The organism is Paraburkholderia sp. WC7.3g (genome assembly GCF_050436345.1).
GTDB classification, from domain to species: domain Bacteria; phylum Pseudomonadota; class Gammaproteobacteria; order Burkholderiales; family Burkholderiaceae; genus Paraburkholderia; species Paraburkholderia podalyriae.
In genome coordinates, this window is record NZ_JBNDMA010000001.1 from 525969 (window position 1) to 541739 (window position 15771).

Consider the following 15771-nt stretch of genomic DNA (forward strand, 5'->3'; position numbering starts at 1 on the left):
ATTTTTTTGCCAGTGCTTCCTTCTACGGGGCGCACACATGCGCCCCGATCTCGTTACCCCTCGAACGCCGCGAAGCGCAGCGAAAAATCAATCGCCCTGACGTTCTTCGTCAGCTTACCTAACGAAATACGGTCCACGCCGGTCTCGGCAATGGTTCGCAGCGTCTGCTCGGTCACACCGCCCGAGACTTCCAGCTCGGCGCGCCCTGCGGTGACACGCACAGCCTCGCGCATCGTCTCGATCGAGAAATTGTCGAGCAGAATCGCCGTGGCGCCCCCAGCCAACGCTTCCTTTAACTCATCGAGCGTCTCCACCTCGACCTGCACGGGCACACCCGCACCCAATGCTCGAGTGGCGCGAAGCGTCGACGCAATGCCGCCGCCCGCCGCGATGTGGTTTTCCTTGATCAGAATGCCGTCGTACAGCCCCCGACGATGGTTTTCGCCGCCGCCAACACGAACTGCATATTTTTGCGCGAGGCGCAATCCCGGAAGCGTTTTTCGCGTGTCGAGAATTCGCGCAGACGTGCCTTCGACAATCCGCGTCATCACGCTTGTCTCGGTGGCCACGCCAGAAAGCAACTGAATAAAGTTGAGCGCGGTGCGCTCGGCGGTGAGCATACCGCGCGCCGGGCCAGCGATCCGGCAGACGGCCTGCCCTTCGTGCATCCGTTCGCCTTCGCCGACAAACCATTCAATCGTGATGCGCGGGTCGACCTGTTGGAGTGTTTCATCGAACCACGGTCTGCCGCACAACAGGGCGGGTTCGCGTACGGTCAAGACGGCGTCGGCTGAAGCGTCGGGGTCGATCAGTAGCGACGTCCAGTCGGCCTCGCCGACATCTTCCGCGAGCGCATCGCGGACATTGCGCGTCATCGCCGCGCGGGTCATTCCATCCATTCCAGATCCGTATTTTTTGAGCGAGAGAACAGCATGCCGTGTGCTGCCGTCGTGCCTGTCGTGGACATGGCACGCCCGTCCATATTATTAGATCTATAATGAATATGCTACTCGGGAAGGACCTGAAGCGCCGAGCTGCGCCTCAATCCTGATCGATTTCTTCGCCGCGTGCCGCGATCAGATTGCCCACTTCCCGCGTCGACGGAATACGCAGCGCCGGGTTGTCCGACTCGGATTCGTCGCGTGCCATGTTCTCGATGATCGTCAGCAGAACCTTCCGCGCGACGTTGATCTCGGTGGTTTTCAGGCCCTTGACGCTAATTTCGTTGACTTCTTCCGCGAGCGGGACGAGCTTGTTTTTCAGGCTCCGGCCGCGCGGCGTGAGATAGACGTGCGTGTTCTTGCGATTGCCGGGCTCATAGCGGCGTTCGACATACCCGAGCTTTTCCATTGCCGACACCGCACTGAACGTGGTGGGCGTGGTGGTGCCGGTCTCGTCGCTGAGCTCCTTCTGCGTAAGCCCGTCGGTGACCCATAGCACACGCAGATAAGCCCAGTGGCCGAACGAGACTTCATGCTGCGCCAGGCGCATTTGCAGACCGCGAATCATGGCGCGGCCTGCATCTTTCACCAGGTGAGCAAGACGATCATCCGGAACCGCCTCGCGCCAGTGCCGCAGGATGGGGTCCTCGCTCGCGACCCCGCCCTTGCCCTTGCCCGAAGTACGTGCTGCTGCCATACCTTCCTCGCTGTTATTGAGACCAGACCGGTGACAATCATAGCGCTTTAGCCCGCGCGCGAGGCACTGGAGCGGATCCCCTGGGACGCTCAGAACGTGTGGCGAATGCCCACGGTCATGCCCGCCTGGTCCATGCCTGGCGCAATGTCCACGCCTGTGCCACGAATACCGACATTGGAGAATGAACGATTGGAGACATACGCGCCCTCCGCATACACGTCGGTGCGCTTGGACAGCGAGTAGTCGACGAGCAATACCCCCATCGTCGGGCCGCCGTGCGGGTTGCGAAACTGCGTGTGATAGACGCTGGCGGAAATGGAAAGCGGCGCATTCACCCTCCAGGTCACGCCGCCCCAATAGAGCAGCGAGCTCGGCGGCACATCCGTATTGCGCGTGTTCAGCCAGCGCAGGCCGGCCAGCGTCGTGACCGGCCCGAAGTCGTACGACACGCCGAGCAGCGCGCGCTGCTGCGCATTGCTCTGCGTCGCGATCGAGGTGCCCTGCAACTGGTCGTACGTCAAACCGATGCTGAACGGCCCGCGATCATACAGGACCGCCGCGCTCATTTCGCGGCCCACCTTCGTTGCGCCGGGCACGCTCCCGCCGTTCGGAATCGTCGCGTCGAACCCGGTGCTGTACAGTGCCGCGAACGTGACGCCGCCGAGGTGCACGCCATAGCGCACCGAATTGTCCGCGCGATTCACGAACTGGCTGTCCATGCTTTGCGCGGAATAGCTGGGGTTGAACGTCAGCGCGTCGTACTTGTACATCAGCTCGTAGAGCAGGTTCTGGTGACGTCCGAGCGTGAGCGTGCCGTACGGCGTTGACACGCCAACGAATGCCTTGCGGCCGAACAGCCGTCCGTTCTGACCTGGCGCGCCGGTGTTCACGTTGAACCCGCCTTCCAGCGTAAACACGGCCTTGTAGCCGCCGCCAAGGTCCTCTGATCCCTTGAGCCCCCAGCGCGATCCGGCGAGATTGCCCGACTGTTCCCGGATCACCGAGCCCGTCTGACTGCCTTGGGGCACCCGATTGACGTACTCGACGCCCGCATCAACGATGCCGTAGAGCGTGACCGAACTCTGCGCATGGGCCGCCGTGCAGGCGAGCGTCAGCAACCCGCCGCAGGCGAGCGGGAATGTGTGTCTCTTCATGTTCATCTGTATTCTGGATTACTGAGTATATTGGATGTATTGTCCCCTTCCGCGCATCCGTCGCGCACCCAGCGCCCGCCGGATGCGCGACGGCTCCAACAACCGCCGCGAGAGGTCAGATCTTGAATCGCTCCAGGCTGGCCGGGTGGAACAGTTCGGCAGGCTGCAGGCGACGGCTCGACAATCCCTCGGCGTGGTGCTGCGCGAGGAAGCGGTCGATCACGTGCTTGTTGTTCGCGAATCCGTACGACCAGAAGTCGTGCCCCATCAGACGCCGTGCATTGCGCAACTGGTCCTCGACGAACGGCAGCGTCACCTTGGTCGCCGAGGTGTCGCTCAAACGCGCCAGCGCCAGTTCCTTCGATTGCTCGAACGCCTTCGCGATCGCGCCGGGCAGCCACGGGTGCTGATCCGCGAGCGTCTTGCGAATGCCCAGCGTGTGCATGATCGGGAAGAGCTGCCTGTGCTCGTACCATTCGGCGGCGCTTTTCTGCGGATCATCGAAAAGGTACTTGACCTTCGAATGCCCACGGTCGAAGCACGACGGCGCGCGCGGTCCAATCACGCCGTCAATCTCGCCGTCGGCCAGCAGGTTCGAGATCGTCTGCCCTTCGGGTGCGCTTTCCAGCACGACGCCTTCAGGCAGCTTGAGTGCAATCTTCTCCACGCGCGTCGGATCCTCGTAGCCGCCCCGCACCCAGCGGATATCCGACGCCTTCACGCCATATTCCTCTTCGAGAAAGAGCCGCACCCATACGTTGGCCGTAAGCTGGTATTCCGGCACGCCGATGCGTTTGCCTTTCAGGTCCTCGGGCCGGTCGATCCCACGGTCGGAACGCACGTAGATCGAGCTGTGTCGGAACGCGCGCGACGGAAAGACCGGCACCGCGATATAGGGCGAGGTGCCCGCGGCCGTCTTCACCGAATAGCTGCTGAGCGAAAGCTCGCAAATGTCGTAATCGGCGTGCCGGAACGCACGAAAGAAGATTTCCTCCGGGTCCTGCAGCATAAACACGGGATCGACACCGTCGATCTGGACGTCGCCGTCGATCATCGGCCGCATCCGGTCGTAGTTGCCCACCGCGATGGAAAGTTGAAGCTTGCTCATTCCTGCTCCTGTCTGACTGTCAAAATGCTGACCGTCGCGTGCATCGTCACGCGCCGGATTGCTGTGCCTGCCGCTCGCGCGGCACGCCGATGAAGACGGCGATGCCGCCGATGAAAACGAGCGCCGCCACCAGCAGGATGCCGGCCGAAAAGCTGCCGGTCACGCTCTTCACCCAGCCGAGGACGATTGGTGCGAAGAAAGCGCCCACCTGACCGAGACTACTGATCACGCCGATGCCGCCGGCGGCCGCCGCGCCCTTCAGGTAGTTCGGCGGAATGGTCCAGATAATGGCTGCGGCCGCGAAATAGCTCACCGAAACGAGACTCAGGCACGCGATGGCGGCAACCGAGTTGTGCGTCAGAACCGTCAGGAGCACCGCGCCCGTGGCGCCCGCTGTCGTCGACAGCACGAAGTGCCAGCGGCGCTCGAGCCGCAGGTCGGAGCTGCGTGCGATCAGCAGCATGGCAACCGCGCCGACGATATAAGGCAGCGCCGACAGGAAGCCGATCTGCAACAGGTTGGAAACGCCCGCCTGTTTGATGATCGTGGGCGTCCAGTAGTTGAGGATGGTTCCGCAAATGGGCACCGTGGCCCAGCCCGCGGCAATCACGTACACGCGCGGGTCACGCAGCGCCGCGAGGAGCGTGCTCGGCGAGTTATGCGGCTTGCTGCGACCTTCCTCGTTGAGCGCGCCGATGACAATTCGTTTTTGATCCTCGGTCAGCCACCTCGCATCTTGCGGCCGGTCGATCAGGTAAAAGTAAGCAACGACACCGGCAATCACGGCGGGCACGCCTTCAAGGAAGAACAGCCACTGCCAGTTACGAAAGCCCCAGACGTCCATGAAGTTTTGCAGGATGAATCCAGAAAGCGGGCCGCCGACAATCCCCGCAACCGCGATCGCCAGCAGGAACCGCGACGTGATACGAGCGCGGCGCTTCGACGGGTACCAGTACGAGAGGTAGAGGATGATGCCGGGCCAAAAGCCCGCTTCGGCCGCGCCGAGGAGCGTCCGGGCGAGATAGAACTGCCATGGAGCGGTCATGAACGCCATGGCAGTCGAGATGGCGCCCCACAGCAGCATGATCCTCGTGACGGTCTTGCGGGCGCCAATGCGCCGCAGCAACAGCGTGCTCGGCACTTCGAGCAGGATGTAGCCGATAAAGAACAGACTCACGCCCAGCCCGTACGCCGCGTCGCTCAACCCGAGATCGTGCTTCAGCTGCAGCTGCGCGAAGCTGACGTTGACGCGATCGAGATAGTTGAGGACCCAGCACAGGAAAAGAAAGCTCATTAGCCTTAACGTGATCTTGCGGTATGTCGCCTCCTCCGCCGCCGAGTCGGCTATGGCAGACAGGGATAGGTCCCCTGAGTGCAACGTTGAATGTGCCATGACTGAATCTCTCCGAATTTCACTCTGGATACCGGCGGGAACAGCGTCCCTCTCACCGTTTAATTAGAGCTCTAATATTCAGGTTACGGCGGCTTTATGTCGCTGGCAAGAACGGGTTTATACCGAGAGCAAGATCGCGAAAAATCGTGCGTCTTGACTTGCATCATTAGAGATCTAACCATAAGATGCAATCCATGTTGATGCAACGCAAGACTGGACTGGTCAGAAGGAGACAGACATGACGCCCCCACTGGAAGACGGTTTTCTTCGTCTGAAGATTGCTGGCAAGGAGAAGATCGCCCGTGACATCTGGCGCTTTGAACTGACCGACCCGCAAGGCGCGCCGTTGCCGCCGTTCGAGGCGGGCGCGAACTTGACCGTCGTGGTGCCCAACGGTTCGCGACGCAGTTATTCGCTTTGCAATGACTCGCAGGAGCGCAATCGCTACGTCATCGCGGTCAAGCGTGACGGCAACGGACGCGGCGGTTCGATGAGCTTCATCGACGATACGGCCGAGGACGACGCCGTGGACGTCTCTTTGCCCCGCAACGAGTTTCCCCTCGATGAGCGCGCAAAGTCATTCGTTCTCGTCGCGGGCGGCATCGGTATCACGCCGATGCTGTCGATGGCGCGGCAGTTGCGAGCGGAAGGCCTGCGCTCGTTCAAGCTGTACTACCTCGCCCGCGATCCGGAAGGCACGGCGTTCTTCGAAGAACTGACCAGCGACGAATGGCGTTCGGACGTGAAGATTCATCACGATCACGGCGACCTGTCGAAAGCATTCGACTTCTGGCCTGTGTTCGAGAGGTCGAAGTCGGCGCAACACGTGTACTGCTGCGGCCCGCAGGCGCTGATGGACACCGTGCGGGACATGACCGGCCACTGGCCGCCGGGCACGGTGCACTTCGAGAGCTTCGGTGCAAGCAATGCGGATGCGCGCGAAAGCACGCCGTTCACCGTGCGGCTTTCGCGCAGCGGCACGTCGTTCGACATTCCCGCCAATCGCTCGATCCTCGAGGTGCTGCGCGACGCCAACGTGCGCGTGCCGAGTTCGTGCGAAAGCGGCACCTGCGGCTCGTGCAAGACAGCATTGTGCTCAGGGGAGGCGGATCACCGGGACCTCGTGCTGCGCGACGACGAGAAAGAAACGCAGATCATGGTTTGCGTGTCGCGTGCGAAATCCGCGGAGCTGGTTCTCGATCTTTGAGTATCGCCGGCGGGGTATGACCGCCTCCGTAAATGCAGTTCTGCACGCTGTTTCTGAGTCAGGAAGTCCTGACGGCTGAAACCAGCGCTTCCTGAGACGACATTCCGCCAGCGCTGATTGAACGCATGCACCGATCTCCATAGCATCGATTCATCGTATATCGAAGGGAAAATCATGGCGGGCAACAGATCACTGCGTTCTGAGGTCGAAAAACTCGTTGGCCCGACGCGGGGCCGCGGGGCGTGCGTGCGTCTGCTGGACCGCTTCCGCTCGGCTGGAACATGCTGCGTGTGCATTCAAATCGATCGGCCGACCGGGACGTTTTCACTCTTCTTCTTTCGCCATGACGACGGCACATGGCACGTGTTTCCGCCGGGCCAGCGCCGTCCGGAAATGGGGATAGGCCGCCTGGCTGCCTGACCGTTCGGCAAGCTGCGCGCTTGGCTCAGCGACTGGTACGACCATGCCTTCGCCGTGGGCTACATCCACCCGATCGATTCAGCCCTTCATGAAACAATTGGCGCTCTGCAGTTCCGGGCGGCGGAGACCATTGCTCGAAAAACGGTGAAGTCAATCAATGAAACATCACATTGTCGGGCGTTATCGCGGATATGTTATCGAAGCGCACATGGAGCCGCGCACGGTCCATTTGTCCGATGGAATCGCGCTGACATATCGCGTCACGTGGTCGTTACGTAGAAGAACACGAAAACAACACGTCGCCGGTGACTTCGCCGATCCCGTTACATACGAGTCGGAGAGCGTTGCTCTCACGTGCATCGACCGCGAGGCTCGCGCTCTTATCGATGCCATGCTGGCGAATTACGCCGAGCACACGCCAGGCGATCTTCTGCAAACTTGAATGCAGAGAAATTCAACGCATACTGGCGCGACGACGGTTGCCTGCTGCCCATCGCAAGGGCGATGCATGTTGCGCGCGTTTCGCTGCCAGAACCCGTGCCTTGATGGGACTACCGGCTATCACGCGTTCTGCAGATCCGCGATCGTCGCCGCCAGGAAGCGCGCCGCTTCGCCGCCTGTCACGACGCGGTGATCGAACGTCAGGCTGAGCGGCAAGATCCGGTGCACGGCAGGCACGCCGTCTGCCGCGACCACCTGTTCGTGGATGCGCCCCGCGCCGAGGATCGCGACGGTCGGCGGCACGACGATGGGCGCTGCGTACTTCCCCGAAATCATCCCGAAGTTCGACAGCGTGATCGTGTTGCCGCGCATTTCTTCCGGCGGAATCTTGCGCGCGCGGATATCGGCGCGCATCCGGTCGAGACCACCGCGCAGATCCGCCGCATCGCGATGCGCGACGTCGCGCAGCACCGGCACGAAAAGCCCATCGGGCAGATCGACGGCAATACCGAGATCGATCTTCTCCAGTACGTGGCGTCGCCCCGTATGGCCGTCGAACCATGCGTTCAGTGCCGGCTCAGCGCGGCAGCCCGCGACCAGCGCCCGGATCAGACGGATCGTCACGTCGGTGTGCGGCGGCCACGCGTGAATGTCGGCATCGTCGATCACGGTCGCGGCGGCCACTTCGCTTTGCGCGCGCGCCATGTTCTGCGCCATCGCACGCCGCACGCCGCGCAGCACTTCGGGCGGGCCGACTTCGCCAGCTATCTTCGCGACGCGCTGCACGTCAGCCGCCGTGATGACGCCTTCCGGGCCGGACGGCGTCACCATCGAGAGATCGACATCCAGCTTGCGCGCAAGCGCGCGCGCCGCTGGAATCGCCTTGATCACACCGCCGCCCGCGCCGACGCCACCACTCGTGCCAAGCGACGCAGGCGCGTCCTGCACGACATGCTGGCCAACTTCCATATGGCCGACGACAGTGCCCGCGTCTGCATCGTCGCCCTCGCCTTCGAACGCGACAAGCGGCGCGCCCAGATGCACGATATCGCCCGTCCGTCCGAACAGCTTCGTGATGCGGCCGGATTGCGGCGACGGAATATCGACGATCGCCTTCGCCGTTTCGACCGACAGCAACGGTTGATCCGCGCGCACTTCATCGCCATCGTTCACATGCCATTCGACGATCTCCGCTTCCTGCAAGCCTTCGCCCAGGTCGGGCAGTTTGAAGATTTTCATGGCTTTATGACGCCTCCATAGCTTGCCTCACCGCGGCGGCGATGCGCGAGACACCTGGCATGTATTGGTTCTCGAGCCGGTACAGGGGCACCACGACGTCGTAGCCGGTTACGCGCTGCACAGGCGCGAGCAGCGAATAAAGTCCGCGCTCGGCGATATTGGCGGCGATCTCCGCGCCGATGCCGCCCGTGCGCGAGCCCTCGTGCACGATCACGCAGCGGCCCGTCTTCGCCACCGAGGCCAGGATCGTGTTCATGTCGATCGGCTTAAGCGTCGCGACGTCGATCACTTCGACCATCACGCCTTCCTGCGCCAGCAGATCGGCGGCGCCTTGTGCGTCTTGCACGGCACCGCCCCAACACACCAGCGTCACATCCGAGCCGTCGCGCAGCGTAAAGCAGGTGTCGAGCGGCAGCCCTTCGCCGTTGTCTTCCACTGTCTGCCGGAACAGCCGATAGAGGCGCGTCGGCTCGAAGAAGATCACCGGGTCGGGATCGCGAATCGCGGCCAGCAACAACCCGTACGCGCGCGCCGGCGACGAAGGCGTGACAACGCGCAAGCCGGGAATGTGCGCGAACAGGGCTTCGGGGTTTTCGGAGTGATGCTCGGGTGCATGGATGCCTGCACCGCACGGCGCGCGGATCACGAGCGGGCAGGTTAGGCGTCCGCGCGTCCGATGCCGCAAACGCGACGCATGATTGAGCACGTGATCGATCGTCGGATACAGAAACCCGCTGAACTGGATCTCGGCGACGGGCTTCAATCCCATCGCCGCCATGCCGATTGCGGTGCCCGCGATCGCTGTTTCGGCGAGCGGCGTATCGAGCACGCGTTGTGCGCCGAAGCGTGCCTGCAGGCCGACCGTTGCGCGAAACACGCCGCCATTCACGCCGATGTCCTCGCCGAGCAGCACGACGGCGGGATCGTGTTCGAGTTCGTACGCGAGCGCCAGATTGAGCGCGTCGATCATGTTCAGATCAGCCATGGTCGTTGCCTCCGTTCCGACCATGCCGACCATTGCCCGCTATCGGCGCGAATCGCTGCGCGCTTTCCAGTTGCTCACGCATGGCATGCGGCAGCGTCGCGTACAAGTGGTCGAACATCGCGGATGTATCGGGGGGCGGCACGGCGAGATACGCTTCGACGGCTGCTTCGACCTGCGCGTGACACGCGCGGCCGAGTTGCTCGTCCTGCGCCTTGTCCCAGACGTTCATCCGCATCAGATACTTGCGCAAACGCAGCAGCGGCTCGTAGCCCCATTGCTTCTGAATCTCATCCGAGTCGCGATAGCGCGTTGCATCGTCGGCGGTGGTGTGATCGCCGAGTCGATAGCTGAGCGCTTCGATCAGCGTCGGGCCGTCGCCTCGCCGCGCTTTCGCGAGTGCCGCGTGCATCACCTGATGCACGGCAATGACATCGTTGCCGTCGACCTGCAAGCCGTCGATGCCCGCCGCGATTGCCTTCTGCGCGAGCGTCTGCGCCGCGCTCTGCATGCTGCGCGGCACCGAGATCGCCCACTGGTTGTTGTTGACGACGAGCACGAGCGGCGCCTGCCAGACGCCCGCCATGTTCATCGCTTCGTAGAAGTCGCCCCTCGACGTGCCGCCATCGCCGAAGATCGTCACGGCGACGCGCGGCTCGCCGCGCAGCTTGAACGCGTAGGCCGCACCGGCGGCATGGCACACCTGCGTGCCAATGGGGACGCAATTCGGAAAGTCGAGTCGCGGCACGCTGAAGTCGCTGCCGCGTTCGTCACCGCCCCAATACAGCAGGCTTTCCGTCATCGTGACGCCGCGCAGCAATTGCGCCGCATGATCGCGATACGAAGGGAACAGCACGTCATCGGCTTGCATCGCGCTCGCGACGCCCACACCGATCGCCTCCTGCCCCACCGACGATGCGAACGTGCCGAGTTTGCCAGTGCGCTGCAGCGCAACTGCTTTGGTATCGAATGCGCGGGTCAGCACCATCGCGCGATAGAGGGAAATCAGCGCCTCAGGTTCCTGCGCAAAGGCCGGCAATGGCTGCACGGGCTCGCTTTCGGGACCGAGATATCGCGTATACCCGATGTGAAAACTGGCAGTCGTGGTCATGACCGCCCTCCTTGTTCTTCAGATGTCGAGTGCGTGCAGGAGATCACGTGCACAACCCGTGCCGGTTGGCGCGGACGTGCCCGGCGCCCTGAACGGCGGTTCGGGCGGCCTTATCTTTTGACAGGGAAAGCGGGTATAAGGTGCGAAATTTTCCTGCTGTGTAATGCGTGCCAATGCAGGCGGAGAAGCGCACGCATTGGCATTGCTCAATCGGGCGCTTGCCGATGTTGTCGCCACGCAATAACGTCACTGACCATCCGCGGTTCTGTCGCAATAAGAGCGTCGGAGCGAGGACGGTGCAGAGATATAGGATGATTTACATAGCCAGCGAATGGAGTCGCGAGGCAGGTGTCGGGTTCTTACGATCGCCGCCCAATCTTCGTCACATCTTGCGCCGGGGGCTCCCATAACTGATTTTTTTAATCACTGAAGTTTGTGCTCCTTTGCTCCACGGCCCTGAGAAAGGACGAAAAAGTCCGTAACTTCAGGTAATTGATGAACTCTGCTACGCTGCGCCCTTCACAACCCTTGCATTGAAACGATGGAAACCCCTTTCAACGATCGCGGCGTGTCGGTCACGCGCAACGCTCTCTCGTCCGCGGGCCAGGTCTTCCCGCTGCGCGATATCGTCGACGTGCAAGTCGTCACCGTGCAGAAGAACAAGGTCGTGCCGCTCGTGATCTCGGTGGCCGGGTTGATCGGCGCGATCGTCGGCGGCGTGCTGCACTCGGCGGTGGGCATCGTATGCGGGCTGATGCTGATCGTGGTCGGTTGGCTCACGTGGGTGACCCAGGACGTCACACATCGGCTGATGGTCAAGACGGCCGACGGCGAGCGCGAGGCGCTGATGAGCACGGATCGCGAGTTCGTCGAACGCGTCGGCGAGGCCGTGCATCGGGCGAAGGCGGCGAAGGCGGCGGCGGCGCCGAAGGCATGACGCGGTGCGACGAGCAAACATGACAACGCCGTGCGCGCCCGATCGGAACCAGCCCCGCACGACCACGTTGGCGTCATCGCGCACTCAGTCGAGACTGAGCGGACTGACGCGCCAGATATTGCGCGCATACTCGCCGATCGTGCGATCCGACGAGAACTGCCCCATGCCCGCGACGTTCTCGATCGCGCTTTCGGCCCACGCGTGCCGGTCGACGAAACGCGCATCCACCTGGTTCTGCGCCTTCGCGAACGCGTCGAAATCGGCGAGCACCATGTAGTGATCGCCCCAGTCGACCAGCGTGTGAAAGATATCCGAAAAGCGCAGTGGATCGTCCGGCGAAAAGAAGCCCGAGCGAATCTGATCGAGCGCGGTGCGCAATGCTTCGTTCTCCTCGTAAATACGCCGCGGCCGGTAGCCGCTTGCGCGCAGGTCGTCCACCTCGTCGGCAGCGTGGCCGAAGATGAAGATGTTGTCGGGCCCCACCGCGTCGCGGATTTCGATGTTCGCGCCGTCCATCGTGCCGATCGTCAAAGCGCCATTGAGCGCGAGCTTCATGTTGCCGGTGCCCGACGCCTCGGTGCCGGCCATCGAGATCTGCTCCGACAGATCGGCCGCCGGAATGATCAGCTCGGCCACGCTTACGCCGTAGTTCGGCACGAACACGACTTTCAGCCGATCGCCGATCAGCGGATCGTAATTGACCTTCTCGCTGACGTCGCCTATCAGCTTGATGATCGTCTTGGCCATCCGGTACGCGGACGCGGCCTTGCCCGCGAACATCACCACGCGCGGCACCCAGTCGCGCTCCGGATTCGCGCGAATCTCGTTATAGCGCACGATCACGTGCAGCACGTTGAGCAGTTGCCGCTTGTATTCGTGAATGCGCTTGACCTGCAGATCGAACAGCGCATCCGGATCGAAGCGCAGCTTCGTGTGATGCGCGAGCCGGTGCACGAGCCGCAGCTTGCTCTGTCGTTTGGCCTCGCGGAACGCTTCGACGAACTCGTCGTCCTTGCGCAGATTGCGCAGTTGCTCCAGCTCGAACAGATTGCTGCGCCAATGCTTGCCGATGCGAGAATCGATCAGCGACGACAGCGACGGACTCGCCTGCGCGAGCCAGCGGCGTGGCGTGATGCCGTTGGTCACGTTGGTGAAGCGCTCGGGATAGATGCGCGCGAAGTCGGCGAAAATGTCGCGGGTCATCAGCTGCGAATGCAGCTTTGACACGCCGTTCACCTTGTGACTCGCGACGATCGCCAGATACGCCATGCGCACGCGCCGCTGCCCATATTCATCGACGAGCGAAATGCGGCGGATCATCTCGGCGTCGTGGCCCGCGTGCTCGCTGACGTGCTTCAGAAACTGCGCGTTGATTTCGAAGATGATCTCGAGATGCCGCGGCAGCAGGCGTGACAACATTTCGACATCCCAGGTTTCGAGCGCCTCCGGCATCAGCGTGTGATTCGTGTACGAGAAGATCTGCGTCACGTGTTTCCACGCCTTGTCCCACGGCACATGATGCTCGTCGACGAGCAGGCGCATCAGCTCGGGAATCGCGAGCACCGGATGCGTGTCATTCAGATGCACCGCGACCTTCTCCGAGAAGCGTCCGAACGTGCTGTGCGTGCGCTGATAGCGGCGGATCAGATCCTGCATCGTCGCCGACACGAAGAAATATTCCTGGCGCAGTCGCAACTCGCGGCCGGCCGGCGTCGAATCGTCCGGATAGAGCAGCCGCGACACGTTCTCCGACATATTCTTGGTGTCGACCGCGTTGCGGTAGTCGCCACGATTGAATGCGCCGAGGTCGAGTTCCTCGGTCGCGCGCGCGGACCACAGGCGCAGCGTGTTGGTCGCGTCGGTCGCGTAGCCGGGGATCACGGTGTCGTACGCGGTCGCGTTCACATGCTCGGTGTCGATCCATTCGGTCTTGTCGCCGCGCTGCACGGTGCGGCCGCCGAAGTGCACCATGTACTTGATTTCTGGCCGCGGAAATTCCCAGGGATTGCCGGCGCGCAGCCAGTAATCGGGCGCCTCGACCTGCTCGCCGTTGACGATTTCCTGACGGAACATGCCGTACTGGTAACGGATGCCGTAGCCGAAGCCCGGAATGCCGAGCGTCGCCATCGAGTCGAGAAAGCACGCGGCGAGCCGGCCGAGGCCGCCATTGCCGAGCGCTGCGTCGGGTTCGATATCGATCAGCGCGTCCATGTCGACGCCGAGGCTCGCGAGCGCCTCCTTCATCTGATCGTGGATGCCGAGCGCGAGCAGCGCGTTGGCAAATGTTCTGCCAATCAGAAACTCCATCGACAGGTAGTAGACCCGCTTCACGTCCTGCTCGTATTGCAGGCGCGTGGTCTTCATCCAGCGCGCGACGAGCCGGTCGCGCACGGCCAGCGCGGCCGCGTGCAGCCAGTCGTGCGGGTGTGCGGTGACGGCGTCCTTGCCGACGCCGTACATCATGCGATTCGAAATTGAGCGCCGTAGCGCGTCGACGGTACTGTTGAGCTGGTCGAATTCCAGATCGACGGCTGTCATCGAAGCCTCCGGGAAGTTCGACATGGCAGACGCGAACCGCACTGGGGACGGACGGGAAGGCGCGTGCCTGTCGGAGCGGTTAAAGAAACAGAGTAGGACATTTTAGGGCTCGCGCACACCAGCGCGCGAGCGGACGATCATGCACGTGCCGTGCCCGGTGTGCTGGTCGGATGCCGGCGGATGCCGCCGCGGCGCGCGCCCGGATGTGGTGCAAAGCCGCGTGGTTGCGGCGCTCGCGGGGTGCATCGGCGGGCGTGAATCGATTTGACGCACATCGATTATTTTTTCGATGCATGACCGGCTGATGAAGCCCCGAATGCATGATGGATTTGGTGGCGGGCGCGCGCCGATCTGGAGAGGCCGGGCGGGATTGACGGTTAGTTGCGCGGGCCGCCCCGCTTACGATCGATGCGTCGCGATCAACGTGCCGCGAAATACCCTTTCACCGCGGCAATGAACGTATCGATATCGTCGCGCGACACGTCCTTGTGCGTGACGAAGCGCGACGCATACAGCATTTGCGTCAGGATGCCGCGCTCGTTGAGCCACGCTTCGAGCGGAGCGCAATGCTGCTGCGGAAACTGCGCGAACACCATGTTCGTCGCGACCGACTGCACCTTCACCTGTTCGATCGCCTCCAGGCCCACCGCCAGATGCGCAGCGTTCGCGTGGTCGTCGGCGAGACGCTCGACGTTGTGATCGAGCGCGTACAGGCACGCCGCCGCGAGCACACCCGCCTGGCGCATGCCGCCGCCGAGCACCTTGCGCCAGCGATGCGCGACGTCGATCAGCGCGCGGCTGCCGACCAGCACCGAGCCAACCGGCGCGCCCAGTCCCTTCGAAAAGCAGATCGACACCGAATCGAACGGCCCGGCGAGCGCCGCGACCGGCTTGCCCGATGCGACCGCCGCGTTGAACACGCGCGCGCCGTCGAGGTGGGTCGCGAGGCCGCGCTCACGCGCGAGCTGCGTCGCCTCGGCGACGTACTGCGCGGGCAGCACCTTTCCGCCGATCGTGTTTTCCAGCGCGAGCAGCCGCGAGCGCGCGAAGTGATCGTCGATGGGCTTGATCGCGGCGGCGATCCTGTCGAGCGGGATCGAGCCGTCAGCGGCGTTTTCGAGCGGCTGTGGCTGAATGCTGCCGAGCACCGCCGCGCCGCCGCCCTCATATTTATAGGTGTGCGCGAGCTGGCCGACGATGTATTCGTCGCCGCGCGCGCAGTGCGCCATCAACGCGGCGAGGTTGCTTTGCGTGCCGCTCGGGAAGAATAGCCCCGCTTCCTTGCCGGTGCGCTCGGCCAGCGTTGCCTGCAGACGCAGGACGGTGGGGTCGTCGCCCCAGACGTCGTCGCCGACTTCGGCCGCCGACATCGCCGCGAGCATCGGCGGAGTCGGACGGGTAACGGTATCGCTGCGCAAATCGATCATTGTGTGTCCCTGTGCGTCCATGGATGACAGCCTACGGCAACCGGCCGCGCGCACTCCGCAAGGAGCGCTCACGCGCCGGCAAACGAGCGTTACAGTGTATTCAATTCAGACGCCGCTGAAAATTGGCGCATCGCCGGGAGGCGCGCCGATCCGGCTGCGATGAGTCAACCGACGCT

Annotated in this window: 14 protein-coding genes; 4 read left to right on the forward strand and 10 right to left on the reverse strand. The window is 62.9% G+C overall.

The features are described from left to right. Window positions 1-53: 53 nt before the first annotated feature. From nadC to OKW43_RS02510, 5 genes are all read right to left on the reverse strand, one after another. Entirely contained in the window at window positions 54-899 is an 846-nt protein-coding gene (gene nadC / locus OKW43_RS02490) for a carboxylating nicotinate-nucleotide diphosphorylase (protein ID WP_429445003.1), read from the reverse strand. 142 nt (window positions 900-1041) lie between these two features. Next, the gene (locus tag OKW43_RS02495) at window positions 1042-1638 is read right to left on the reverse strand and encodes a MarR family winged helix-turn-helix transcriptional regulator (RefSeq protein ID WP_429445005.1); all 597 of its coding nucleotides are present in this window, start codon (window positions 1636-1638) and stop codon (window positions 1042-1044) included. Between the two features lie 89 nt (window positions 1639-1727). Further along, complete coding sequence (locus OKW43_RS02500; RefSeq protein WP_429445007.1) at window positions 1728-2798, reverse strand: porin; 1071 nt, start codon at window positions 2796-2798, stop codon at window positions 1728-1730. 109 nt (window positions 2799-2907) lie between these two features. After that, window positions 2908-3900 (reverse strand): ABC transporter substrate-binding protein, encoded by a 993-nt coding sequence (locus tag OKW43_RS02505; protein WP_429445009.1) that lies wholly within the window; start codon window positions 3898-3900, stop codon window positions 2908-2910. A 46-nt stretch (window positions 3901-3946) separates the two neighbouring features. After that, window positions 3947-5293 (reverse strand): MFS transporter, encoded by a 1347-nt coding sequence (locus OKW43_RS02510; RefSeq protein WP_429445011.1) that lies wholly within the window; start codon window positions 5291-5293, stop codon window positions 3947-3949. Between the two features lie 238 nt (window positions 5294-5531). Here OKW43_RS02510 and OKW43_RS02515 point away from each other — a divergent pair, with 238 nt between their 5' ends. The 3 genes from OKW43_RS02515 (at window position 5532) to OKW43_RS02525 (ending at window position 7362) form a co-directional block, all read left to right on the forward strand. Further along, window positions 5532-6500 carry a PDR/VanB family oxidoreductase gene (locus OKW43_RS02515; protein WP_187637065.1) on the forward strand — a complete coding sequence of 323 codons (969 nt, stop codon included), beginning with the start codon at window positions 5532-5534 and terminating at the stop codon, window positions 6498-6500. A 174-nt stretch (window positions 6501-6674) separates the two neighbouring features. Next, a complete protein-coding gene (locus tag OKW43_RS02520) occupies window positions 6675-6920 on the forward strand; it encodes a hypothetical protein (RefSeq protein WP_246530223.1) in 246 nt (81 codons plus the stop codon). A 157-nt stretch (window positions 6921-7077) separates the two neighbouring features. Further along, entirely contained in the window at window positions 7078-7362 is a 285-nt protein-coding gene (locus OKW43_RS02525; RefSeq protein WP_246530222.1) for a hypothetical protein, read from the forward strand. Between the two features lie 119 nt (window positions 7363-7481). Here the strand turns inward: OKW43_RS02525 and OKW43_RS02530 are convergent, their stop codons facing one another. The 3 genes from OKW43_RS02530 to pdhA are packed head-to-tail and all read right to left on the reverse strand — an operon-like array spanning window position 7482 to window position 10693. Continuing rightward, window positions 7482-8600, reverse strand: a complete 1119-nt coding sequence (locus tag OKW43_RS02530) for a dihydrolipoamide acetyltransferase family protein (RefSeq protein ID WP_187637064.1) — start codon at window positions 8598-8600, stop codon at window positions 7482-7484. Between the two features lie 4 nt (window positions 8601-8604). Further along, window positions 8605-9585: an alpha-ketoacid dehydrogenase subunit beta gene (locus OKW43_RS02535; protein WP_187637063.1), complete on the reverse strand. Its 981-nt coding sequence runs from the start codon at window positions 9583-9585 to the stop codon at window positions 8605-8607. Then, complete coding sequence (pdhA, locus tag OKW43_RS02540; protein ID WP_429445016.1) at window positions 9578-10693, reverse strand: pyruvate dehydrogenase (acetyl-transferring) E1 component subunit alpha; 1116 nt, start codon at window positions 10691-10693, stop codon at window positions 9578-9580. Before pdhA ends, OKW43_RS02535 begins: the two co-directional genes overlap by 8 nt. Window positions 10694-11234: 541 nt before the next feature. Between pdhA and OKW43_RS02545 the strand changes: the two genes are divergently transcribed. Beyond that, window positions 11235-11630: a DUF6232 family protein gene (locus OKW43_RS02545; protein ID WP_429445018.1), complete on the forward strand. Its 396-nt coding sequence runs from the start codon at window positions 11235-11237 to the stop codon at window positions 11628-11630. A gap of 84 nt (window positions 11631-11714) precedes the next feature. Here OKW43_RS02545 and OKW43_RS02550 read toward each other — a convergent pair whose 3' ends face one another. Continuing rightward, a complete protein-coding gene (locus OKW43_RS02550; RefSeq protein WP_429445020.1) occupies window positions 11715-14168 on the reverse strand; it encodes a glycogen/starch/alpha-glucan phosphorylase in 2454 nt (817 codons plus the stop codon). Window positions 14169-14587: 419 nt separating this feature from the next. Beyond that, window positions 14588-15595 carry a low-specificity L-threonine aldolase gene (gene ltaE, locus OKW43_RS02555; protein WP_429445022.1) on the reverse strand — a complete coding sequence of 336 codons (1008 nt, stop codon included), beginning with the start codon at window positions 15593-15595 and terminating at the stop codon, window positions 14588-14590. Window positions 15596-15771 lie beyond the last annotated feature (176 nt).

What these genes read in the sequence shown, in the direction of transcription:
- nadC (WP_429445003.1), bottom strand. Translation starts at nt 899, where the DNA reads ATGGATGGAATGACCCGCGCGGCGATGACGCGCAATGTCCGCGATGCG.
- OKW43_RS02495 (WP_429445005.1), bottom strand. Translation starts at nt 1,638, where the DNA reads ATGGCAGCAGCACGTACTTCGGGCAAGGGCAAGGGCGGGGTCGCGAGC.
- OKW43_RS02500 (WP_429445007.1), bottom strand. Translation starts at nt 2,798, where the DNA reads ATGAACATGAAGAGACACACATTCCCGCTCGCCTGCGGCGGGTTGCTG.
- OKW43_RS02505 (WP_429445009.1), bottom strand. Translation starts at nt 3,900, where the DNA reads ATGAGCAAGCTTCAACTTTCCATCGCGGTGGGCAACTACGACCGGATG.
- OKW43_RS02510 (WP_429445011.1), bottom strand. Translation starts at nt 5,293, where the DNA reads ATGGCACATTCAACGTTGCACTCAGGGGACCTATCCCTGTCTGCCATA.
- OKW43_RS02515 (WP_187637065.1), top strand. Translation starts at nt 5,532, where the DNA reads ATGACGCCCCCACTGGAAGACGGTTTTCTTCGTCTGAAGATTGCTGGC.
- OKW43_RS02520 (WP_246530223.1), top strand. Translation starts at nt 6,675, where the DNA reads ATGGCGGGCAACAGATCACTGCGTTCTGAGGTCGAAAAACTCGTTGGC.
- OKW43_RS02525 (WP_246530222.1), top strand. Translation starts at nt 7,078, where the DNA reads ATGAAACATCACATTGTCGGGCGTTATCGCGGATATGTTATCGAAGCG.
- OKW43_RS02530 (WP_187637064.1), bottom strand. Translation starts at nt 8,600, where the DNA reads ATGAAAATCTTCAAACTGCCCGACCTGGGCGAAGGCTTGCAGGAAGCG.
- OKW43_RS02535 (WP_187637063.1), bottom strand. Translation starts at nt 9,585, where the DNA reads ATGGCTGATCTGAACATGATCGACGCGCTCAATCTGGCGCTCGCGTAC.
- pdhA (WP_429445016.1), bottom strand. Translation starts at nt 10,693, where the DNA reads ATGACCACGACTGCCAGTTTTCACATCGGGTATACGCGATATCTCGGT.
- OKW43_RS02545 (WP_429445018.1), top strand. Translation starts at nt 11,235, where the DNA reads ATGGAAACCCCTTTCAACGATCGCGGCGTGTCGGTCACGCGCAACGCT.
- OKW43_RS02550 (WP_429445020.1), bottom strand. Translation starts at nt 14,168, where the DNA reads ATGACAGCCGTCGATCTGGAATTCGACCAGCTCAACAGTACCGTCGAC.
- ltaE (WP_429445022.1), bottom strand. Translation starts at nt 15,595, where the DNA reads ATGATCGATTTGCGCAGCGATACCGTTACCCGTCCGACTCCGCCGATG.